The organism is Kiritimatiellia bacterium, from assembly GCA_018001225.1.
Classification (GTDB): domain Bacteria; phylum Verrucomicrobiota; class Kiritimatiellia; order CAIQIC01; family JAGNIJ01; genus JAGNIJ01.
The window spans coordinates 1-21,131 of the sequence record JAGNIJ010000058.1 but is presented as its reverse complement, the minus strand read 5'-3'; the positions used below and the strand labels follow the sequence as shown (position 1 = coordinate 21,131).

At 68.3% G+C, this 21,131-nt stretch carries 18 protein-coding genes and 1 tRNA gene; 9 read left to right on the top strand and 10 right to left on the bottom strand.

All coding sequences use genetic code 11. From position 1 onward, the window contains the following. The coding region (locus KA248_14860; protein ID MBP7831186.1) for an MBL fold metallo-hydrolase at nucleotides 1-293 on the bottom strand (293 nt) is incomplete at its 3' end. A gap of 49 nt (nucleotides 294-342) precedes the next feature. On the opposite strand from KA248_14860, the gene KA248_14855 reads away from it, so the two are divergent. From KA248_14855 to KA248_14845, 3 genes are read left to right on the top strand one after another with little or no spacing between them, the layout of a single operon-like run. Further along, nucleotides 343-1,008, top strand: a complete 666-nt coding sequence (locus tag KA248_14855; GenBank protein MBP7831185.1) for a gamma-glutamyl-gamma-aminobutyrate hydrolase family protein — start codon at nucleotides 343-345, stop codon at nucleotides 1,006-1,008. A 30-nt stretch (nucleotides 1,009-1,038) separates the two neighbouring features. After that, nucleotides 1,039-1,587: a nitroreductase family protein gene (locus KA248_14850; protein ID MBP7831184.1), complete on the top strand. Its 549-nt coding sequence runs from the start codon at nucleotides 1,039-1,041 to the stop codon at nucleotides 1,585-1,587. Next, on the top strand, nucleotides 1,584-2,834 hold the full coding sequence (locus tag KA248_14845) for a YihY family inner membrane protein (protein ID MBP7831183.1): 1,251 nt from the start codon (nucleotides 1,584-1,586) through the stop codon (nucleotides 2,832-2,834). The genes KA248_14850 and KA248_14845 overlap by 4 nt, the downstream gene beginning before the upstream one ends. Here KA248_14845 and KA248_14840 read toward each other — a convergent pair. After that, the gene (locus KA248_14840; protein ID MBP7831182.1) at nucleotides 2,767-4,410 is read right to left on the bottom strand and encodes a glycosyltransferase family 39 protein; all 1,644 of its coding nucleotides are present in this window, start codon (nucleotides 4,408-4,410) and stop codon (nucleotides 2,767-2,769) included. The genes KA248_14845 and KA248_14840 overlap by 68 nt on opposite strands. A 140-nt stretch (nucleotides 4,411-4,550) precedes the next feature. Here KA248_14840 and KA248_14835 point away from each other — a divergent pair, with 140 nt between their 5' ends. The 3 genes from KA248_14835 (at nucleotide 4,551) to KA248_14825 (ending at nucleotide 6,787) form a co-directional block, all read left to right on the top strand. After that, entirely contained in the window at nucleotides 4,551-5,504 is a 954-nt protein-coding gene (locus KA248_14835) for an omptin family outer membrane protease (GenBank protein MBP7831181.1), read from the top strand. A gap of 3 nt (nucleotides 5,505-5,507) precedes the next feature. Further along, nucleotides 5,508-6,335 (top strand): acetolactate decarboxylase, encoded by an 828-nt coding sequence (budA, locus tag KA248_14830; GenBank protein MBP7831180.1) that lies wholly within the window; start codon nucleotides 5,508-5,510, stop codon nucleotides 6,333-6,335. 101 nt (nucleotides 6,336-6,436) lie between these two features. Continuing rightward, nucleotides 6,437-6,787, top strand: a complete 351-nt coding sequence (locus tag KA248_14825) for an STAS domain-containing protein (protein MBP7831179.1) — start codon at nucleotides 6,437-6,439, stop codon at nucleotides 6,785-6,787. Between the two features lie 9 nt (nucleotides 6,788-6,796). Here the strand turns inward: KA248_14825 and KA248_14820 are convergent, their stop codons facing one another. The 6 genes from KA248_14820 to KA248_14795 form a co-directional block, all read right to left on the bottom strand. Continuing rightward, nucleotides 6,797-7,444 (bottom strand): TonB family protein, encoded by a 648-nt coding sequence (locus KA248_14820; protein ID MBP7831178.1) that lies wholly within the window; start codon nucleotides 7,442-7,444, stop codon nucleotides 6,797-6,799. Beyond that, complete coding sequence (locus KA248_14815) at nucleotides 7,416-7,808, bottom strand: biopolymer transporter ExbD (GenBank protein MBP7831177.1); 393 nt, start codon at nucleotides 7,806-7,808, stop codon at nucleotides 7,416-7,418. The genes KA248_14820 and KA248_14815 overlap by 29 nt, the downstream gene beginning before the upstream one ends. Before the next feature lie 8 nt (nucleotides 7,809-7,816). Then, nucleotides 7,817-8,416 carry a MotA/TolQ/ExbB proton channel family protein gene (locus KA248_14810; GenBank protein MBP7831176.1) on the bottom strand — a complete coding sequence of 200 codons (600 nt, stop codon included), beginning with the start codon at nucleotides 8,414-8,416 and terminating at the stop codon, nucleotides 7,817-7,819. A gap of 42 nt (nucleotides 8,417-8,458) precedes the next feature. Continuing rightward, on the bottom strand, nucleotides 8,459-9,475 hold the full coding sequence (locus KA248_14805) for a hypothetical protein (protein ID MBP7831175.1): 1,017 nt from the start codon (nucleotides 9,473-9,475) through the stop codon (nucleotides 8,459-8,461). A 107-nt stretch (nucleotides 9,476-9,582) separates the two neighbouring features. Then, nucleotides 9,583-10,392, bottom strand: coding sequence for a class I SAM-dependent methyltransferase (locus KA248_14800; GenBank protein MBP7831174.1), 810 nt, complete (start codon nucleotides 10,390-10,392; stop codon nucleotides 9,583-9,585). A 104-nt stretch (nucleotides 10,393-10,496) separates the two neighbouring features. Continuing rightward, nucleotides 10,497-12,491: a TonB-dependent receptor gene (locus KA248_14795; protein MBP7831173.1), complete on the bottom strand. Its 1,995-nt coding sequence runs from the start codon at nucleotides 12,489-12,491 to the stop codon at nucleotides 10,497-10,499. Nucleotides 12,492-12,740: 249 nt separating this feature from the next. Between KA248_14795 and KA248_14790 the strand changes: the two genes are divergently transcribed. After that, on the top strand, nucleotides 12,741-15,065 hold the full coding sequence (locus tag KA248_14790; GenBank protein ID MBP7831172.1) for a DUF3459 domain-containing protein: 2,325 nt from the start codon (nucleotides 12,741-12,743) through the stop codon (nucleotides 15,063-15,065). A 121-nt stretch (nucleotides 15,066-15,186) separates the two neighbouring features. On the opposite strand, the gene KA248_14785 is transcribed toward KA248_14790, so the two are convergent. Then, nucleotides 15,187-15,663: a hypothetical protein gene (locus KA248_14785; GenBank protein MBP7831171.1), complete on the bottom strand. Its 477-nt coding sequence runs from the start codon at nucleotides 15,661-15,663 to the stop codon at nucleotides 15,187-15,189. A gap of 91 nt (nucleotides 15,664-15,754) precedes the next feature. Between KA248_14785 and KA248_14780 the strand changes: the two genes are divergently transcribed. Next, a complete protein-coding gene (locus tag KA248_14780) occupies nucleotides 15,755-19,123 on the top strand; it encodes a DUF5110 domain-containing protein (protein MBP7831170.1) in 3,369 nt (1,122 codons plus the stop codon). Between the two features lie 60 nt (nucleotides 19,124-19,183). On the opposite strand, the gene KA248_14775 is transcribed toward KA248_14780, so the two are convergent. After that, a complete protein-coding gene (locus KA248_14775) occupies nucleotides 19,184-20,281 on the bottom strand; it encodes a MipA/OmpV family protein (protein MBP7831169.1) in 1,098 nt (365 codons plus the stop codon). A gap of 101 nt (nucleotides 20,282-20,382) precedes the next feature. On the opposite strand from KA248_14775, the gene KA248_14770 reads away from it, so the two are divergent. Beyond that, nucleotides 20,383-20,459: transfer RNA gene (locus KA248_14770), tRNA-Arg, on the top strand. Nucleotides 20,460-21,131 lie beyond the last annotated feature (672 nt).

Genomic DNA, 21,131 nt, shown 5'->3' with positions numbered 1-21,131 from the left:
GCGTAGCAGGGCGGCAGTTCGTTGATGGACGTGAAGGCCCATCGCGCGTCGGGCTCGCTCATTACGACGGGGGCGGGAAAGTCCCGGCACAACTCGGTGAGCGCGCTGACGTGGTCTACGTGGCCGTGCGTCAGGAGGTAGGCGATCGGCCGGAGGCGCCGGCGGAGGATGGCGTCGCGGATCAGCGCGGCGTCGGCCCCGGGATCCACGACCAGGGCCTCGCCGCCCTCGCGCCGGTACGCGACATAGCTGTTCACCTCGAACGGCCCGACCACCACGCATTCGATGTTCATGCGGCGGAATATTCGCTACGATGAGTCAAAGGTCAAGGATGACGCGGGGATGAAGTGGCTGGTTTCGAGCACGTTGAACGAGGAGGCCGACCGGCGCTATGCGCGCTGGCTCGGGTCCGCCGGGATCGACTTCGAATGGACCCGGCCGGACGAGCCGCCGCCCCCGGATTTCGCGGCGCTGCTGCTGCCCGGCGGCGGGGACGTGGACCCGGACCTGTACGGCGCCGCGCGCCACGCGCGCACGAACATGGTGAATCGAGCCCGCGACGAGTCGGAAATCGTGCTGGTTCGCCTGGCCCTCGAAAGAGGCCGCCCCGTGTTCGGCATCTGCCGCGGCCTCCAGGTCATCCAGGTCGCGCTCGGCGGGCGGCTGATTCAGCATCTTCCCGATGCGGGCGAGGTCCATGCGCAGGTGGAGGGCCGGGACAGCGGGCATCCGGTGGACGTGGAGGCCGGGAGCCGCCTGGCCGTCGTGCTGGGTGCGCGGGCGGAGGTCAACAGCGCCCATCACCAGGCCCTCGACCCGGCCGAGCCGGGCCGCGGGCTCCGGTTCGTCGCGCGCTCGCCCGGCGGAATCGTCGAGGCCGTCGAAGGGGACGGCGTGCCCGTGCTGGCCGTGCAGTGGCATCCGGAGCGCATGCCCCCCGGCCATCCCGCCTCGCGCGACGTGCTGCGGCTTTTTCAAGCCCTCGCGTCGGAAGGCAATCCCGCTTGACCGTGGGCGTGTTGCGGTTAGGTTATGGCCATGTCCTTCCTTGAGCTGGCGGCGAAGCGGGAGAGCACGCGCCGGTACGCGCCGACGCCCGTGCCGCGCGAGGCGCTGGAACGCTGCCTCGAGGCCGCGCGGCTGGCGCCGTCGGCCTGTAACTCCCAGCCGTGGAAATTCATCGTGGTGGATACCGAGCCCCTCCGCGGCCGGCTCGTGGGCGAGGCCTTCAAGGGAATTTACCGGATGAACCGTTTTGTCGAGCAGGCGCCCGTCCTGATCGTCATCGTCACGGAGCGCTCGAAGTATGCCGCGCAGTTGGGCGGACAGTTCCGCGGGATGCAGTACAGCCTGGTGGACATCGGCATCGCGGGCGAGCACCTGGCGCTGCAGGCGGCGGAGGAGGGGCTCGGCACCTGCTGGCTGGGCTGGTTCAGCGAGCGGGGCGTGAAGAAGGTGCTGCGCCTCCCGCGGTCCGCGCGCGTGGACCTCATCATCAGCCTCGGCTATCCCGCCGAGCCGGGCCCGCGCGAGAAGCGGCGGAAGACCCTTGACGACATCCGCGAGTACAGGGCCGGGGCTCCGTGAAACTTCCATGGAACCGGGAGCGGCTGCGCGTGGCGGCTTCCTCCCTGGGCCTCGTCCTCCGCGAGGCCGGGCAGTCCTTCTCCGCCAACCGCGACATGGCCGGCGCCGCGACGCTGGCCTACTACGGGTTCCTGGCCCTGATGCCCCTGCTGCTGCTCGTGATCTACCTGCTCGGCCTGTTCCTTCAATCCTCGGAGGCGGTCCTCGCGAGCGTTGAGGACCTGGCCACGCGCCTTTTCCCGTCGTTCAACCGGGCGCTGCTGGTGGATCTCCTGGCCGTGGCCCGCGGCCGCGCCTGGGGCCTGATCAGTCTCGTCCTGCTGGTCTGGTCGCTGATGCCGTTCGCCGGCGCGATCCGCGCCGCCGTGCGGCGCATCTTCCGGGCGACGCGGCGCGCGTCGTTCCTTCGGAGCAAGCTGTTGGACCTGGCCGCCGTCCTGGCGCTGCTCCTGCTGTTCCTGCTGATGGCGGGCGGAAAGGTGTACGCGTCGCTGGGGCCGGTACGGTTGATCGCGAGGGCGGGCGCGGCACTGGCCTGGGGCCGCGCCGCCGCGGCGACGGTATTGGCGGTCGGTGTGCTGGCCTTCTTCTACCGCGTGTTCGCGCCGGGCAGGATCCGGCTGGCCCACCTGCTGGCCGGGGCGCTCGCCGCCGCGGCGCTCCTGGCCGTCGTGCGCCCGGTCTTCGGCCTGATCCTGAAGTTCAACCCGAACTACGGCTATGCCTTCGGCTCGCTGAAGGCGATCTTCCTGCTCCTGGTCTGGGCCTACTACACGTTCGCCGTCCTGCTCTTCGGCGCGGAGGTGATCGCCATGGCCCAGCGGCGCGATGCCCTGCTGCTGCGCCGGCTCTTCGCCGGCGGGCCGGACGCGCGAACCTCGCAGGCGCTGCTGGGCCGGTTCGTGCGCGAGGCCGCGGGCGGCGAGGTGCTGTTCCGCGAGGGCGAACCCGGAACGGAAATGTTCTACGTGCTCGAAGGGGCCGTCCGGCTGACGCGGTCCGGCCGGGAACTGCGGGCGATGGGGAAAGGCGACTACTTCGGCGAGATGTCCATGCTGCTGGGCGCGTCGCGAACCGCCACGGCGACCGCGATCGGGCCCGACACCCGGCTGGCCGTCATTTCGCAGAACAACTTCGAGATCATCCTCGGCGAGAATCCGGCCATCGTGTTCGACCTGCTCAAGGAGATGGCCCGGCGGCTGGAGCAGACGAACCGGAAGCTGGAAGCCGGGCCGCCTCGAGGTTGAACCGCAGCCCTGGGTTGCCGGGATCCAGGGCGAGGGCGCGGCGGTAGGCTTCGATCGCCTCGGCGCGGCGCCCCTGCTGTTCGAGCAGGACCCCGAGGCTGTTCCACGCGTCCACCATTCCCGGGTCGAGCTCCGTCGCGCGGCGCAGAAACGACTCGGCTTCGGCGGGCCGGTTGCCCGCCGCCAGGCGTTGGCCGGCGGCCCAGTTCCGCTCCGCCTCGAAGGAAAGCCGCTCCTCGGGATAAGCGCGCGGCAGGCTGATCAGCGCGGCCGCGGCGGCGAGCGCCGCGATCGCTGCGCCCACGCGCCTCCGGTTTCCGCGCTGCTCCCACAGCCAGGCCAGGCCGAAGGCGGCGGCGACCGCCAGCGCGGGGATCGCCGGCGCACGGTACCGGTCGGATACGAAGACCGCGATGACCGCGGGCGAGTAGAGCAGCAGGAACAGCCACACCGGGTCCAGCCGCCGGCCGCGCGTCGCGAGGCCGAGGAGGGCGAGGGGCAGCAGCAAGCCGAAGGGGAAGCCGAAGCCGCCGGCCTTCCAGAGCAGCGGCTTCAAGACGGGGGCGGCCTCGCGCAGCGAGTAGAGGTTATGGTTGCGCGGGATTTCACGCGAGCAGAGGAGGCGCGCGGTTTTGCCAAGCAGTCCGGACGCGAAGGAGCCGGGCCGGGTCCCGGCGTATTCCCGGACCTTCCCGCGGAAATAATCCGACTGTTCCCAGATGTCCGCGCGGCCCTCGCGCTGCGGTTCGCGGATCAAGTCCATCCATTCGACGCCCGGCCGGATCGAAACGGTCCGGACCCAACGCGGGTTGTTGCCGAGATAGAGGTTCAGGCCCGAGCTGGATGGAAAAACCGTGAAGCGTCCCGTGTGCTGCCGGCAGAACGCGGCCGCCGGCAGGAGGATGAGCAGCAGCCCCAGCGCCAGCGTGCCGGCCGCGTCCAAGCCGGTTTTCCCGCCGCTTCGCCGCGCGACGGTGAGTGTCAGCCACAAGGCCGCGCCCGCCACAAAGGGCAGAAACGTGGGTCTGGTGAGGATCGCCAGGCCGCCGGCGGCACCCCATGCCGCGAGGTGCGCGGGCCGCGGATCGGTGTGGGCGCGCTGGAACAACCAGAGCAGCAGGGCGGCCCAGAACACCGCCCAGCCTTCCGAGAGCAGGTCGCTTTCCAAGGCGATCACGGGCCCGTAGAAGGCCAGGATCAACCCCGCGGCGATGGCCGCGCGGCGGCCGACCGCCTGCCGCGTGAAGAGATAGACCAGGACGCAGGCCGCCGCGCCGAGCAGCGCCTGGAGCAGTCGGGCCGCGAGCAGCGAGGCCCCGAACGCGCGGAAGACCAGCGAGAGCCAGAGCGGATAGAAGACCGGTTGCCAGAACAGGGCCTCGGTCACCGGCGATCCCGCCGCCAGGGCCCGGGCCTGGTCGACGTACGAGGCCGCGTCCACGATCGGGAGCCCGCACAACGGATGGGCGTGGAGGGGGAGGAGGACCGCCAGCCTCGCGAGCAGCGCGGCCAGGAAAAGGCCCGCGGCGATCGCGCGTGTGGTACCCCGTTCGGCTCCCGTGGCGGCGGATTCCATGCGGGCGCGATTCTACTCCCTTCCGCCCGGCGCCGGTAGGCTGTTCTTGATCGAAAAGCCTTGGCCGCGCGGGGCCGGGAGACTATATATGACCGGCAACGGGTGAAAGCCCTCGCGAACCCTTCAACCGGGAGGATACGATGACTCGCAGTTCGGCTCGGATGGTGCTGGGTGCGGCCCTGTGCGTGCTGGCCGGGACGCGGGTGACCATGGCGTTGCATGCCGCGCAGGATCCGCTGCTGGAGCCGACCAAGGAGAAACCCCAGGCCTTCTCGCTCCGCGGCTCCGTGGGCTTCCTGCAGGGCGAGGCGGGCGAACTCGTGTACGAGCCGGAGTTGGACAACTACAAGCTTAGCGAACTGCAATGGGACCTGTCCGGCCTGGTGATGGGCGGCGCGGTCTTCTCGGGCGCGGCCGGGAAGTTCGGGTTCAACGCGGGCTTCTGGGTCGCCGCGAACAAGGGCGACGGCGAGATGAAGGATTACGACTGGTTCGTCCCCGGCATGGACTGGACCGATTATTCCCGCAGCGATGTGGACGTGGAGAGCGGCTACAGCCTGGACATCAACGCCAACTACCTCCTCGTCCGCCGCCCCCAGGTCGGGCTCCGGGCCCTCGTCGGCTACAAGCGGGACTACTGGGAATGGACCGATTACGGCCGGGAATTCGTCTACTCCGTGTACGGGTTCCGCGATTACGTCGGCAACTTCGACGGGCAGAACGTCATCGACTACCAGCAGACGTTCGACATCCCGTACGTCGGGCTGAACCTGGACGGGCGCGCGGGTTCGCTCGGCTGGAACGCCTACGCGCTGTACAGCCCGATCGTCAGCGCGGAGGACAAGGACCACCATATCCTGCGGGAACTGCATTTCGAGGAGAGCTTTGACGGCGGCGATTTCTACGCGGTCGGCGTCTCGGCGACCTACCGGATCACCCCGCAGCTCTTCCTCTCCGGGGCCGTGGACTACCAGGACATCCCGGAATTCCAGGGCGACATGACCATCGTGGAGTCGGGTGAGACGTACGAGGACAGCGCCGGCATTTCAAACAACCACGTGATGTTCTCCCTGGCGCTCGGGTGGGTGCTGTAGGCCATGCGCAGGATCCTGTCATGGGCCGGCCTGTGTCTCGCCGGCCTCGGGCTTCTGGGTCCGGGCTGCGCGCACCGCGCCGCCCGGCGGCCCGACGCGCTGGTCCAGTACTCGGTGATCGACGCGCTCCTCGCCGGGAACTACGACGGCGTCCTCCCGTGCGCGGAACTCCGGCGGCACGGCGATTTCGGCATCGGGACCTTCGACCAGCTGGACGGCGAGATGACCCTGCTCGGCGGCACCGTGTACGCCGTCCGGGCCGACGGGCGCGTGGAGAAGGTCCGCGACACCGAGACCACGCCGTTCGCCACGGTGACGTTCTTCAAGGCGGACCGCCCCGAGGGGCAGCCGATGGAAGGCCTCACCTACGCCGCGTTCCAGGAAGAGCTGCGCCGGCAGCTCCCCACGCCGAATCACTTCTGCGCGGTGTGGGTGTACGGCCGCTTTCACCGCGTCAAGACCCGCTCCGTGCCGCGCCAGGCGCCGCCCTACATCCCGCTGGCCGAGGTCACCAAGAACCAGTCGGTCTTCGAGTTCTCCGACGCGGAAGGCTACCTGGTCGGGTTCTGGAGTCCGCCGTTCGTGAAGGGCGTGAACGTGCCGGGCTGGCATTTCCACTTCCTGACCCGCGACCGGACCGGCGGCGGGCACGTCCTGGATTTCGATCTGCGGAACGGGATCGCGTGGCTGGACGGCAAGTCGGCCGTCACCGTGCTGCTGCCGGACACCGGCGCTTTTCTGCGGACCGACCTGGCCCCGGACCGCGCGGAGGAACTGCACCGGGTCGAAACGGATCCCCTGAAGGCGGGAGCCGCGCCGGAGAAGCGATAGCCGCGGCCGTCCTTTTTGCCGCGGGCTTTCTTGACGTGGGTCCCAGGCTCGGGTAGAAAGGAAATGGTTCGCGTCGGTGTCGGGCGGGTGAAAGGAGCGCGATGGCGAATCCCGAACTTAAAATGTTCACGGAACAGGCCGGCAATGTCACGGTGGTGACCGTGGCGGGGCCTGTGGATTCGGCCACCATCGAGCAGTTTCGCATCGCCCTCGATCCCGTCGCGGCCAAGCCCGGCGCCTACGTCCTGCTCGACTGCCAGGACATGACCTACATCAACAGCCGCGGTCTCGGCCTGCTGGCCAAGTATCACCGGACCTGCTTCGGCCACCTCGGCTGGTTCGCCCTGTGCAACGTCAACCGCAAACTCGTGCGGACGATGGACCTGCTGGGCCTGGGCACCCTGCTGAAGTTCTACGACACCCGCGACCTCGCGCTCGCCGCCAAGCCGTGAGCGTTTTTCTTATCTTTCCGCCATCCGGTACGTGATCGGCACTTGCACCTGGATTTCCGTGGAGAGCCGGTTCGTGCCGAGCGGGCGGGTCGCCGCCCGCCGCAGGATGGCCTGTGCGCCCTCCGCCAGCCGCTCCGCGCCCGTGTTCGCCGCGATCTCCGACCCGAGGATCTCCGCGCCGGCGCTGATGCGCACGCGCAGGGTCACGGTCCCCGTCTGCTCGGAAAAACGGGCGCTCCCGGGATAGAATTTGTTTTCCTCGATCCGCCGGCGCAACTCGCTGAACCATTCCTCGCGGATGGCGTCCTCGCGGCCGGCTTCGCCCGGAGTCTCCACCGGCGGCTGCTCGGCTGCGGCCGGCGCGGGCGGAATGGCAGGGGTCTCGATTACGGGTTCCGATTCCAGTTCGGGCCGAGGCGCGTCGGCCGGTTCGGTCTTGGGCGGCTCCGGCGGAGCGGGCGCTACGGCGGGAGTCGGCGCCAGGGTGAGGCGCAGCGCGGTTTCGGGAAACAGCTCCATGTCGCCCGGCCGCGGCCCCATCGCTTCCCAGCCCAGGAGAGGGACGAACCCCGCCAACACGCCGATCAGCCCGATCACCGTGCCGGCGCGGGCGGCGGGATCCGGGTGGCTAATGGGGTTGCGCGGTGATGAGCACATCGTTTCTCCCGCAGGCGCGCATCCGGTCGAGCACGGAAATGAACGACTGGAACGGCGCGGCGCGGTCCACGCGCAGTTCCACCGGTTGTTCCGTCGCCGCCTCCAGCCGGGCCGGCACCTCCGCGAGGTCCAGGGGCGCGCCGAGATGGAACAGCGCGCCCTGCGCGTCGACGGAAAAAACAAGCCGGGGCGGGTCGTTCGGGACGGGCCCCGCCGTGGCGGCGGAGGGCAGCGTCACCCGCAGCGCCGGCAGGCTGAAGGTCGAGGCCAGGATGAAGAACAGCAGCAGCATGAAGATGACGTCGATCAGCGGCGTCAGGTCGATGTCCGCCTCGAACTCGCTCTCCAGAAAATGGTCGTCCATGGAACCGTCTATTTCTTCGACGCGGGTCCGGCGGCGGGTTGGTCAAAACGCCCCGCGTACTCCATCAACTCGACCTGGAACCCGTTGATCTGCATCCGGAAAAAGTAATAGAAACAGAGGACGGGAATCGTGATCGTCAGGCCCATGATCGTGGTGATCAGGGCCTCCCAGATGCCCCTCGCCAGCAGGGCCGGGTTGGTCGCCGTTTGCGCGCTGATGATCCGGAAGACCTTGGAAATGCCGAGCACGGTGCCCAGCAGGCCGAGCAGGGGCGAGATGACCGAGATCAGCCGCAGCAGGGTCATGGCCCGGTTGACCGTCCGGAAATGCTTGTGGAAGAGGAAGGCCAGTTCGGCGCGCAGGGCCTCGGCGCCGCGGCCCGCGTGCGGCCGGGCCGCCTGGAAGATGCGGATCAGCGGATTGCCCGGAAGGCCGTCCGCCGCCGGCTCCGGTCCGCGTTCCAGGCGGGCCGTGAAGCGGCGAAAGGCGTGGCCGGTCCAGAGCAGGTAGACGAGGTGCTTCACGCAGAGATACACGGCCGCCGCGGCGACGAACACCAGCGCCACGCCGGCCGTGCCGATATACAGGTACGCCTGGGAAAATGTCATTCCTGATCCTCTTGTGCGCTTATCTCTATTAGCGCACCGGGATCAATTATCGTTCGCCAGCGCCCGCACGACCAATTGTACCAGGAACCGCTTCCACCGCCGCAGGCCGCGCCGGTCGCCGCTTTGCGCCCAGGCGGCGGCCGCCGCGCGGCGCAAGCCCGGGAGCTGGTTCATCGTGCGGGCCACGTCGGCGCCGTACAGGCCCTGTTCCCGCTTCTGGAACCGCGCCAGTCCCCAGCGGACGATCGGCCGCACGGCCAGCATCCAGATAACGATGACCAGCGCGGCGCGCAGCAGCACGTTCATCCCGCGCGCCAACCCGCCACCGCCGGGCGAGATCAGCGTCACCGAGATCAGCAGCGCGACCAGCACCAGCCCGGCGCGGAACGGGGTGCGATGCCACCAGGGTTTGGCCGCCGGCCCGGCGGACAGGTCCGGTGCCGCGGGCGCCGCGGGCTCGGGCGGCGGAACTTCCTTCAGCGCCCGGTCGATCTCGCGAGGAATCGCGCCCGCCAGCCCGCCGGTCACAAGCCCCCCGAGCGTGTAGTACCCAAGATAGAGCGTCAGGACCCAGCCCGTCGGGGAGAGCGCGCCCGGCCCGCCGCCCAGTTTCCCGATGATCCAGCGGCCGACGGCGTCCACGCTGTCCCAGAGCGGCGCGCCGTAGAGCAGCGTCATGACCACGAGCTTCTGCACCGCGCCCTGCCAGAGGGCCAGCAGGCCCAGGATCATCGCCGCGAGCCGGGGCGCGGGCAGGTATCCGAACAGCAGGGCGCCGGCCAGGCCCTGGAAAGCGACGGCGGCGTAGGCGGGCATTGGCGTGTGGGGGCTGGCCGCCGCCTTGACGAGCAGCACGATCACCGTCGCCTTGAGCAGCGCCGCGGCCTTCCGCTCCGAGAAGTGCGCGATCAGCGCGATCAGCACCACCGCCGTCGAGCCGACCACGATCCCCGTGAAAGGGACCTTGAGCGCGTGAATCAGGCCGCCCAGCCCGGCCTCGTTCAGCGCCCATAGCGCCGTCAGCCGCTCCACCGCCCGGTTGTCAGACCCTTGAGTCATTCAGCTCGTCTTTCTACAACGGCTCGCGGGGACGCTCGCCCTCCATAAACTTGACAAAAAACTGGAGGGCGAGCCTCCGGCGAGCCGCTGTTTGAGACAATTGCTTTTCATGCTTTCTCCCACCCCAGCATCGCCCACTCGAAATCGTGGCGGTATTGCGCCCGGCCCTGTTCGTCGCGGGGCAGCGTGCGGTAGAATTCCCGCAGCCGCTTCTGCTCCTTCGTCGAGAGCGAGCCGATCCGCCAGCGGATGGCCTCCAGGAACTCGCCCGCGGAGCCGTAGGTGACGCCGCCCTGCGTGCGCAGGAAATCCACCCGCGCGCGGAAGCCCATCTGGTACAGGACGTTCACGGCGTAGATGTAATCCGGCCGCGGCTCGATCGCGCGGTCGAGCCGCTCCATCACGTCCGGGCCCAGGTAGCTGCCCCCGGCGTGCAGCGTCAGGTAGCACCGCTTCCGGGCCTGCCGGTTCATCTTCTCCAGCGCGCCCCGCAGGTCGTCCCCGCCCATCGCGCGCGAGCAGAGGACGAGGTCCGCGGGCGGCACGCCTTTCCACGAATCGGCCCACGAAAGCAGGAGCATCTCGATGTTGCTGACCCCGGCGCGCCGCGCGTGGGCGTCGAGGTGGCGGAGCATCTCCCGGGAGAAATCGATGGCCGTGACCTTGCGGAGCCGCCGGGCGAGGGGAATGGCGAGGTTGCCGACCCCGCACCCGATGTCCAGCGCGGTTCGGACGCCGTCGAAGTTGACGCGGTCGAGGAAGGCCTGGTTGTAGTCGCTGGCCAGGTCACGCCGGCTCCGTTGCCCGGCGCGCCGGTCCCAGTCGGCCGGGGCCCGCGCGCCGAACGACGACCGCCGCCATTGTTCGCGGTAGAGCGCGTTGAAGTCGATCTGCAGGATCGGATCTTTATTCAGCATGGGGATCTCCGTCGTATCCAATGGGGGGGATAGAGGCCGGGGGAAGAACCCGGCCCTCCCGCGGATGGGTAGTTGGGGAGGGCGCGGTTCCACCCGCGCCTTAATCAGAATCGGTAACTGACGTTCGCGTAGTAGTTCCGGCCTTCCTCCGGGTAGCCCTCGGCCAGTTCGTAGTCCTCGTCGAAGACGTTCTGCACGCCGGCGTCCAGCGTGAAGTTGCGCGGCAGGGTCACGCGGGCATGGAGGTTCGCCGCCCAGAAACCGTCCACCTCGACGCCGTCGCTGGTGGCATAACGCGAGGAACTGTATTCCACGCTCGGCACGAAAGTCCATTTCGGCGTCGGCTTCAACTCCGCGTAGCCCACGAGCCGGTGCTCGGGCGCGCCGATCGGCTTCAGGTCGGGGTTCGAGGTGTTTTCGACCTCCAGCCAGGCGTAGTCGAGACCGAGCTTCCAGGCCCCGCGCACGCCGGGCCACGCGATCCCAGCCTCGGCGCCGCGGTGCTCGGCGTCGCCGACGTTGCGGACCTGGTGGAGCCAGGTCCCGGTCGCCTCGTCGAACTCGGCGAAATCCACCCGCTGGATCGCGTCACTCACGCGGCTGTAAAACGCGCTCACGCGGCCCTCCACCCGCTCGTTGAGAAGACCGGCGTAGCCCGCCTCGAAGTGGTCGGCCGTTTCGGTCTCGAGGTCCGGGTTGGGCAGGGCCGTGCCGCCCCGGCTCGCGTAGCGCTCGCCGAGGGAGGGGAAGCGGGACTTCCGGGCGAACGTGGCCCGGAACGCGCCGCCCGGGATGGAGAAGAACAGGCCGATCTGCGGATTGACGGCCGAATCGTCGCCGCCGTCCAGGTCCCGCGGCGCGGCGCCGGAGCGGTCCTCGGCTTTCCGGTTCTCGTACTGCTCATAACCCAGGCCCAGAGCCAGCGTCCACGACTCGCGGAATCGGAACGCGTCCTCGGCGGACACGGCGATCGTGTCGTCGCTGAACTCGGACTCCTCGCCGCCGTCGACGTGTTCGCGGTGGGTGTCCTGCCGGTAGTGTGCGGTGATCCGGGGCGCGCGCTGCTGGCCGGGCAGCACGCCGGCCTCGATCGAGCCGCCGAGGGATTCGTCATCGTCGTGGCTCGTGAAGGCAAGGGGACCGGCCTGCGTGATGTAGGCGTCGTCGTCGTACGATTCCAGCGTGTCCTCGAAGGTGGTGTAAAACAGCCGGGGCTTGAGGTACGCGTTCAGGCCGAGCGTCTTCCGCCCGACGAGGTAGAGGCTGTTCCGCTCCCACGAGGGATAACGCCAGTAGCGCGGCTGGACGCGGGCATCGTCGCCCGTGTAGGGGGGGACGCCGAACTCGCTGTCCTGCCGGACGAAGCCGACGGCGATCTCATCGCCGGAGACCGGTGTCCAGGCGCCCTTGAGATGGAGTTGCAGGTCGCGGCTATCGGAGTTCTCGCGCCGGTCCCCGTCCTCGCCGGCCGCGGGTTCGTGGTCTTCGGACACGGAGAAATAGTCCCGCTCGCGGTAGGCGACGCCGCCCTGGAGGAAGCCGCGCGCATGGACCATTCCGCCGCGGGCGCCGCCCTCGAGGCCGTTGCCGCTGAACGAGCCGCCCCGGAGCAGCAACTCGCGCGGGCGGACCGGCTTGCGGCTCACGACGTTGATCGCGCCGCCCAGCGTGTTGGGGCCGAAAGCCAGCGGGCTGAATCCGCGCGAGACGCTCGCGTCCGAGGCGTCCAGCAGCCCGAACCGGGCGAGGTCCATGCGGTCGCCGCCGGGCGGGCCGGCCGGGATGCCGTCGAGGAACAGCGGGGCCTGGTTCAGGTCGAAGCCGCGGACCCGGATGGTTCGCGCGTGGAGATCGGCGTCGCGGCCCGGGGTTACGCCCGGGAGCAGGGCGGCGGCGTCCGCGAGGTCCACGCCTCCGCGGAGTTCGATGGCGTCGCCGTCCGCGCGGTCCGTGGCGCCGAGGACGGCCGGGGCCGCCGGGCCGGCGGCCCCGATCTCGCCGAGATCGAGCGCGGAAGAATCGGACAGCGCGCAGGGGGCGGAGGCCGCCAGGACGGCCGCGCCCGCGGCCGCGATCCGTTTGCCGAACGTGTTCATCATGGCTCTCCTTCGTATAGGGCCCGCGCACGGCCTCATGGCCGATAGTCATAGAGGCGAAGATCGGGAAGAACAAGAAGGAAAAGGCGGGGGGGGCGGTGGGCGCGGTCGCGCCCGGTCGGGAGCGCGCTCGCGGGCGATGGTGCAGGGCGGACCTGATTCACCCGCGACGCAAGGTCGCGGGGGTCTGTGATTGGCAGATCCGGCTTGCCTCGCTTCGTGGGGCCGGGTACACGAGGCGGAAGGATCGCCATGCGAAAGCTGCTGATCATGGGGCTGGTGGGGGCGCTGTGGACCGCGGCGGCGGCCCAGGAACCGCTGGGCGTCACCAGTGGGCCGGGGTGGACCACGTTCCGGGTCTGGGCGCCGAACGCGCGCTCGGTCGAGGTGGTCGGCGACTTCAACGGCTGGAAGGCCTCGGCCGCCGAGCGGATGACGCTGGACAAGGCCTCGGGCATCTGGTCCGCCACGCTCCAGCGAAGCCTGCCGTCCGGCGCGTACCGCTACCTGGTCAACGGCAGCCTGCCCCGGCGCGACCCGTACGCCCGCGCGGTGACGGCCGACGGGCGCAGTTCGGCGTTCTACGATCCGGCCGCGTTCGCCTGGGAGGACGACCGGCCCGCGGGCCGGCCGATCGAGGACCTCGTGATCTACGAGCTGCACATCGGCGCGTTCTTCGATCCGAAGCCGCAGGACGGCGAGCCCGGGACGTTCCAGGACGCCATCAAGGCCCTCGGCCACCTCGTGGAACTGGGCGTCAGCGCGGTGTGCGTCATGCCCGTGCACGAGTTCAACGGCCGGCATAGCTGGGGTTATAATCCCAGCGACCTTTTTGCCGTGGAGCAGGCGTACGGCGGGCCGGACGGGCTCAAGGCGTTTGTGCGGGCCTGCCACAAGGCCGGGATCGCCGTGCACCTGGACGTGGTCCACAACCACTACGGGCCGGACAACCTGGACCTGCTGAACTTCGATGGAACCGGCCAGTACTTTTACGGCGACCCCGCACGCGCCCAGACCCCGTGGGGACCGCGGCCGAACTTCGACGAGCCCATGGTGCGCCGGTTCATCAAGGACAACACCATGATGTGGCTGGAGGAGTACCGCGTAGACGGGTTCCGCTGGGACTCGCCCATCAACATCCGGGCCAGTCGCGAAGGCGCCGATCCGATCCCCGCGGGCTCGCAGATGCTGGAGGACATCAACAGCCAGATCCGCAGCCGGTTCCCGCAGGCGCACAGCATGGCCGAGGACTCGATGGACATCGGCAACTTCCACGGCTCGTGGGATTTCGAGTTCCACCACCAGGTCCTGCCCGTGCTCAAGGCGGCGAGCGACGCCGAGCGCGGCATCGGGCCGATCGGGAGCGCCCTCGAGTGGCGCCCGTCCACCATGGCGCGGGTGATCTACGTGGACAACCACGACGAGGCGGGCCAGATCAACCGGCAGACGCGGATCGCCTCGGACGTCGACCCGGCCAACCCCGCGGGCGAGCGGGCGCGCCGGCTTTGCGCGCTGGGCGCGGTGCTGACCCTGACCGCGCCGGGCGTCCCGCTGATCCTGATGGGCAACGAGTTCCAGGAGAGCGGGCCCTTCCACGACAGCCGGCCGCTGGACTGGGGCAAGAAGCAGCGCCATGCCGGGCTGTTCACGCTGCACCGCGATCTCATCCGGCTGCGCCGCAACCTCGACGGGCGCGGGGAGGCGTTGAAGGGGATGGAGATCCGCGTCCCGATCCTCGACAGCGACCGCCAGTGGGCGGTGTACTGGCGTTGGCACGCGGGTTCGCCCGGCGCGCCGATGGTGGTGGCCGTCAATTTCTCGGAGAAGCCGGTCGAGAACGCCGAGGTCCCGTTCCCCGCGCCGGGGCCGTGGGACATGCTCGTGGACACCGAGCGCGCGCGGTACGGCGGGCCCGTCCGGCAGGAGATCGTCCGTTCGATCCTGGCGGACAAGCCGGCCGGCAAGGCGCGCATGACCCTGCCCCCGTTCAGCGCCCGGCTGTTCGCGCTGGCGCCGGGCGCGCGGGCCGCGGCATCGCCGTCCGAGGCGCCCGAGGAGACCGGCGCCACGCGCAAGCAGGCGGCGTCCCTTTACACGGCGATGTACCTCATCAGCAACGTGAACAACTGGGATCCGAAGGGCTGGCCGATGAAGTTGGTGAAGGACTTCGAGTGGGAGTGCCGGGCCGAGTTCAAGCAGGCGGAGAACGTCGAGTTGAAGCTGGCGGCGGACGACGGCTTCCTGTTCTGGGGCGCGGCGGACGCCTGGGCCGTGCCGGTCCCGCACACCGGCACGCTCAAGCGGCGCGGCGACAGCGTGAAGATCGAAGGCGCGCTGGACGGGGCCTACCGGGTGCGCTTCAACGAGGACACGCTGGAGTTCCGCATCGAGCCCGCCGGGGCGGGGGAGGCGCCGGGTGAGTTCCGGACATGGACGGGCGCCAGCGGCCGGCAGGTGCAGGCGCGGCTCGTGGCCGTCAAGGGCGGACAGGTGATCCTCGAACGGCCGGACGGGCAGCGGGTGTCGATCACCATCGATGGGTTGAGCGCGGCGGACCAGGCCTACCTGCAAAAGTAGACCCGGCCTCAAGCCGGCTCTCTTCCGCCGACAGAGCGGCGGAACTACAGGTCGTCGTAGCTCCGGCGCTCCGCCGCCGGAGATATCTCAAACCCGAACCGATGTGCCGGCTGTCGGGGCCCTACCGATGCAGGAAGGCGGTCGCGATGTCCTCCGGCAGCCGGTCCCGGTTCCCGGCCTCGACCCGGAACACGCGGTGGATCTTCGACGCCCCGATGATGTCCCGCCACCGGTCCAGCGCGCGCTCCTGGATGACGGCCAGCACCGGGCCGTCGCGCGTGAAGAGGTCCGCGACGGCCCGGGTGAAAACGGGGAGGTCCAGTTCCAGGACGCCGAGTTCATCCAGGATCGCGGGCGCCCTCCCGGTTCCCAGGCATTTCACGGCGAAGCCGGTAAAAACCTCCGGGATCACTTCGTAGGGCGGCTTCCGGGCGTCGTCCCGTCGGGCGCAGGGCCCCCCTTCGCCGCGCCACGACTGAAGGACCAGCGCTCCGGGCCGGCGGCTCGTGAAGAACCCGGCCGGCTCGCGCCAACCGAGCCGGGCCATGATCGCCCGGACGGCGGCGCTTTTTCCTGAACCGATGGCGCCTGTGAGCACGATATTCATTTGCCTGCGGCGAAAACAGGTCCTACTGGACGATGTATTCATCTGGGTGTAAAGTAAAAACGAATCAGGCGGAGGCCCCGGCATGAGCATATACATTCGATTTCCGACCAAGGCGGCGTGTATCATCCTGCCGCTGTTGGCGCTTTCGGGCCGGGCGGCGATCCAAACCAACGGCCCGGTGTCGTCGGTGCAGGTGCTGACCAACGCGGCCTCCGGCAACCGGAGTTTCCTCTTTCACCTGTCCCCGACCGGCGCAGTGGAAGTCGCGCCGCATGCCCCGGACGTGGTGCGGGTCCGGTTCCACTGGGATTCGCTGTGGGACAAGGAGGAGGTCGGCATCGCCAAGCCGTTCTCGAACTGGCCGTCGTTCGGAATCGGGTTCAGCGACAACGGCAGCACGCAGTTCGTCTTCACGACCACGCAGGTTCGCGTGGAGATCGAGAAGACGCCTGCTTTCAACATCCGGTTCAAGGACCCGTCCGGTTACGAACTGCTGCGTGCGCGGCGGATGGAATACGACTGGGACTACCAGCCGGCGAGCGACAGCTCCTACGAGATGGTCAACTGGGGCTCCGTGTCGGTCAGCAACCTGCCGAACGGCTTCAAGCTGAAGGCGGTCATGGAGATGCCCGCCGACGAGGCGTACTTCGGCCTGGGCGAGTTCGCGGGGCCGCTGAACCGGCGCGGCTACAACATCCAGGGCTGGAACCAGGACACGTATTACTGGCAGGAATCCCGGAACCCGATGTACATGACGCTGCCGATGTACTACGGGATGCGTCCGGCGACGAACGGGACCCCGGCGCGGGCGTACGGCGTATTCTTCAACAACCCGACGCGCCCGACCTTCCGCATGGGCACGCAGTGGGGCGACGCCTATTCCTTCGAGGCGGGGGACGGCCAGCTCGATTACTACTTCTTCGGCGGCGGGGCCGATCATGTTCCGCTGGACGTGCTGAACCGCTACTCCGAGCTGACGGGCTACCCCGCGAAGCTGCCGAAGTGGGCCTACGGCTACCACCATTCGCGCCACTCCTACTGGGTGCAGCACCAGGTCCATACGCTGCTCGACCAGTTCCGGCAGTACGGCGTGCCGCTGGACGCGGTGTACCTCGACATCGGCTCGCAGGACAACTACCACCAGATGACGTTCAACGCGGGCTACACGAACGTCTCCGGCCTGATCCAGTACGCGGCGGGCAAAGGGGTGCGCGTCGTGCCCCTGATCGAGCCGCTGATGAAGACCAGCGACCCGCTGTACGGCGAGGCCTACGCCAACCTGCATTTCCTCAAGGCTAACGACTTGTCCACCTACGTCGGCACGAATTTCCTGGGCAACGTCTCCTGGCTGGACTTCAGCAGCTCGTTCGCGCGGGAATGGTGGAAGGCAAAGATGACGAATTACCTGCACCAGTATCCCTTCGCCGGCATCTGGAACGATCTCAACGAGCCCAACGAAAATGCGATGGCGCTGAACGTCGTGTACTACTGCGACGACCGGTACGGCGGCGGCACGAACAACAACGACAGCCGCAAGTGGCACCAGGTCAACAAGAACACCTTCAACGTCCGGCAGACCTCGCTGACGTACGATACGCTGAAGACCCGCGACCCGGCCGGCCGCCCTTTCGTCTTGAGCCGCTCGGGCTGGCCCGGGGTACAGGCCTATGCCGGAGGGTGGAGCGGTGACAACATCTCGAGCTGGGATCACCTGCGGCACAACATCCGGCTGGGAATCAGCGTCATGATCTCCGGCCAGGCAATGTTCGGCCACGACATCGGCGGGTTCATCAACCACCCGTCCAACGAGATGATGACCCGCTGGGTGCAGTGGGGCGTCTTCAACCCGTTTGCCCGGGCGCACTCGATGGACGTCGAGGGCGAGCCCGATCGCCCGCCCTGGGCGTTTGACAGCCCGTACTTCGAGATTATCCGCGAGCACATTCGCTTCCGGTACGAGCTCATGCCTTACCTGTACACGCTGGCGCACCGGTCCACGACCAACGGTGCGCCGATGAATACGCCTCCCGCCTTCCACTTCCGCGCTGACGGCAACATGTACGCCACCAACAGCCAGCTCAACGAATACGATTTCATGGTGGGCGATGCGCTGCTCGTGGCGCCGGTCTGGACGGAAGGCGCCCGGCAGCGCGAAGTCTATCTGCCGTACGGCACGTGGTGGTACGACTATCGCTTCGACACCCGGCACGGCGGCGGACAGACCCTCACGGTGCCGGCGTCCGTTGCGTCGATTCCTCTCTTTGTCCGCGAGGGTTCCATCGTCCCGATGGGTCCCTGGATGAACTACACGGATGAAAGCGAGCCCGACTACCTGGACCTGCACGTCTGGCCCGCGGCTTCCGCCGAGTTCACCCTTTACGAGGACGACGGGTCGACCACCAACTACCTGGCCGGCCAGTACGCTGCCTCGCGACTGACCAGCCAGACCAACGCCTCCTCGTTTTCCTTCACCGTCGGAGCGCGGCAGGGCTCCTACGACCCCGGCGAGCGGGATTATTTCATCGTGGCCCATGGCGTGCCGCCCGCGAGCGGCGTGACGCTGGGAGGCTCGGCAGTGACCCGCGTGGCGCCCGCCGCCATCCGCACGAATGCCGGCGCGGCCTGGTGCTACGATGCCGCGCTTCGCCGCCTGACCGTTAAAGTGCCCGATACCGGCGGTGAGCGAGCGGTCGTGGCGACCTACCGGGGCTCGGAAACCGCTGCGCCGGCGGCCTACACGTCCAGCTACAGCAACATGGCCGTCGCGGGCACCTTCAACAACTGGAACGAAGGCTCGCGAAACATGCGGAAGGTGACGAACAACACCTGGGCCGCCGTGCTGGAGCTGCCGGCCACCAACCTGATCGAGTTCAAGTTCGTCTCCAATGACTCGTGGACGACCAATTGGGGCGACCTGAACCAGGGCAGCCAGCAGGTGCCGATTTCCGGCACCGCGGATTCCTCGGCCCTCAACATCGTGGCCACCAACCTGGCGGGCGGTCTCTACACTTTCCGGTTCAACGACCAGACCCTCGCCTACTCGGTGCAGACGGCCGTGTCGTCCGACAGCGACGGCGACGGCATGGACGACGAGTGGGAGTCGGACTACGGCTTCCAGCCGCTCAACCGCAACGATGCCGCGGACGACGAGAGCGGCAGCGGCATGAGCAATCTCTCCAAGTACATCGCGGGGCTCGACCCGTTGAGCGCAACGGCGACGTTCGATGTGGAGGGCCTGTTCTCGGCGGACAGCGGCGGATTTCAGCTTCACTGGGAAGCCGTCAGCGGGCGATTCTACGGCGTCTGGTACAACACGAACGACCTGCGGTCGCCCGACTGGCGGGAGATCCCGGGACTGACCAACCTGGTCGGCCATGGCCCGACCAATGCGGTGGACACGAACACGAGTTCCGACCTGCGCTTTTACCGCCTCGGCGTTCGGCGGCCGTGAAGCTGTAGCCGGCCTCGGTGAGGCCGGCCGGGATACCTGCGCCGGGATCGGCGATCCCGGCTACAGCGCCCGGCTCACGCTCATGAACGCCGTGATTTCTTCGTCGTCTCCGACCAGCGGGCTGTGCGTGAGTTCTTTCGGCAGAAGTCGGGCGGCGAGGCGCAGCGAAAGAAGCCATTTTTCCCCGGCGGGATACAGAAACGAAACGCCCAATCGCGGTTCCCATGCGTCGTCCGGCGCGTACGCGGGCCGGTCCTCCCGCGCGCAGGCGGGCTTCACGCCGTAGTAGTAGCCCGCGACGGAGTCGTCCAGCCACTCCAGGGCCAGTTCAGGAACCAGGGTCAGTTTCCCCGCGGTGAAGGTCCGGCGCAAGGCGAGGTTGGCGCGGAATCCGTCGTGCCGCCCGAGCGCGTCGTGCAGGAAGCCGCCGTCGACCCTCCAGCGGGGGGCGAACGCCCAGCCGATCCGCGCCCCGGCCTCGAGGGTGCCGTCGCGGTCCGGCATGCCCTCGAAGATCGGGGCATCGCCCTGTTCGTAACCGTCGAAGGTGTACCGCGCCGTGCCGGCGACGGAAAACCCGCCGGCCTCGTACGCGGTGAGGCTGGCTATCGGGCCGAACCACTGGAGCCGCGGCCCGACGTAGCTGACGAAGGGGATCGGGATGACCCGGTCTTCCATGCCGCGGTACGACTCCGTCTTTGCGATCATCGCGGCGCCGACCGACCACTCCCCGCCGCGGGGCGGCGGGACCAGGCGGATGGACTGCCGTTCGTCTCCGCCGGCAAGCCGGATGGCCAGGTCCGAAAACGACGGCGGGCCGAACCGGGGCCGGAAGTCGTTCGAGAAGCCGAAGGGCTCGGCCGGAAGAAATCCGCGCCGGTCCAGCGCGCCGTTGTCGTTGATATCCTGGTACACGCGGACGGCGTATTCGCCGGGCGGGAGCCCCTCGAAGCGGAACCGCGCGTCGTCCTCCGCCGGCCAGGCCGCCGACTCCTTCCACGCCTTTTTGTTCTCGTAGGATTCGGGGGATGCATAGACCGCCGCGCGCACGGGGCCGGAGGTGGAGACACCCGTGACCCGGATTTCGAGCGTGGCGGCGCGTGCGGGATAGATGAAGCCGGCCGCGAGCAGGCCCAGGGCTGTGGCGAGTTTCCTCATGTGAGTGCATAAGGTACATGAGGTGCCGCGCCGCGCAAGCCGCGCGTTGCGGGCTTGAAAAGCCGGCCCGTGGTTCTTATCGTACTGCCGGGCTTGGAGATACCCCCGTAGCTCAGTTGGACAGAGCATCGGATTTCTAATCCGACGGTCGCCCGTTCGAGTCGGGCCGGGGGTGCCACCTTTTTTTCTCTTTTCCAGTTAATCTGATACTTGTTTAATAGCGCAGATACAGAATATTACAGCACATTGATTCTTCTTCGCATTTCGCTCTTACGTTCTTTTGCATTCGAGGGGTATTGTTCCGGGATGGATCTGGCCGGCACCCTGGCGCCCTCGCCGCGGCCGGCGGCGAACTGCGCATCCCTTCGGTTGCTATCTCCCCTGCTGATCGGTCCGTGGCGGTCAAACAAAGCGGTTTCTCGGGTATCGTGGAGGGGGGGGGCATGACTCGGGGCCGGGGGATGATTCCAACGCTGCTTCGTCTTCGAGCTGCGCACGATGCCCCCGGATGGGTAGATCAAGGTATCAGACATCACGTGGCATCGATTCACAGCCTCGGTTGGTTGATGTGCGGGAGGCGGCGGAGTATCCGGAGCGGGCGGACGCGGAGTTGTTGCCGCTGACGGCGGAGGCGCGGGGCCGCTATTCCGGCTCCCCGCGCCCCGGGTCTTGAAAATCGAACATGTCGCGGTGCGATCAAAGTTTCCGGCTGTGCGGTCAAAGTTTCCGTTTTGAGGGGGGGTACTGGCGGGCCAGAGCAGTTCATGGTTAGATGAGAGGGTGTGAAGCAGGATAGGGCTCTGCGGGAGCGCAACCCGAGCGGCTTCACATCAAGGGTTGAGTGGTCAAC

What these genes read in the sequence shown, in the direction of transcription:
- KA248_14835 (MBP7831181.1), top strand. Translation starts at nt 4,551, where the DNA reads ATGACTCGCAGTTCGGCTCGGATGGTGCTGGGTGCGGCCCTGTGCGTG.
- KA248_14775 (MBP7831169.1), bottom strand. Translation starts at nt 20,281, where the DNA reads ATGAGGAAACTCGCCACAGCCCTGGGCCTGCTCGCGGCCGGCTTCATC.
- KA248_14825 (MBP7831179.1), top strand. Translation starts at nt 6,437, where the DNA reads ATGGCGAATCCCGAACTTAAAATGTTCACGGAACAGGCCGGCAATGTC.
- KA248_14795 (MBP7831173.1), bottom strand. Translation starts at nt 12,491, where the DNA reads ATGATGAACACGTTCGGCAAACGGATCGCGGCCGCGGGCGCGGCCGTC.
- KA248_14805 (MBP7831175.1), bottom strand. Translation starts at nt 9,475, where the DNA reads ATGACTCAAGGGTCTGACAACCGGGCGGTGGAGCGGCTGACGGCGCTA.
- KA248_14850 (MBP7831184.1), top strand. Translation starts at nt 1,039, where the DNA reads ATGTCCTTCCTTGAGCTGGCGGCGAAGCGGGAGAGCACGCGCCGGTAC.
- KA248_14820 (MBP7831178.1), bottom strand. Translation starts at nt 7,444, where the DNA reads ATGTGCTCATCACCGCGCAACCCCATTAGCCACCCGGATCCCGCCGCC.
- budA (MBP7831180.1), top strand. Translation starts at nt 5,508, where the DNA reads ATGCGCAGGATCCTGTCATGGGCCGGCCTGTGTCTCGCCGGCCTCGGG.
- KA248_14800 (MBP7831174.1), bottom strand. Translation starts at nt 10,392, where the DNA reads ATGCTGAATAAAGATCCGATCCTGCAGATCGACTTCAACGCGCTCTAC.
- KA248_14855 (MBP7831185.1), top strand. Translation starts at nt 343, where the DNA reads ATGAAGTGGCTGGTTTCGAGCACGTTGAACGAGGAGGCCGACCGGCGC.
- KA248_14780 (MBP7831170.1), top strand. Translation starts at nt 15,755, where the DNA reads ATGAGCATATACATTCGATTTCCGACCAAGGCGGCGTGTATCATCCTG.
- KA248_14840 (MBP7831182.1), bottom strand. Translation starts at nt 4,410, where the DNA reads ATGGAATCCGCCGCCACGGGAGCCGAACGGGGTACCACACGCGCGATC.
- KA248_14790 (MBP7831172.1), top strand. Translation starts at nt 12,741, where the DNA reads ATGCGAAAGCTGCTGATCATGGGGCTGGTGGGGGCGCTGTGGACCGCG.
- KA248_14810 (MBP7831176.1), bottom strand. Translation starts at nt 8,416, where the DNA reads ATGACATTTTCCCAGGCGTACCTGTATATCGGCACGGCCGGCGTGGCG.
- KA248_14815 (MBP7831177.1), bottom strand. Translation starts at nt 7,808, where the DNA reads ATGGACGACCATTTTCTGGAGAGCGAGTTCGAGGCGGACATCGACCTG.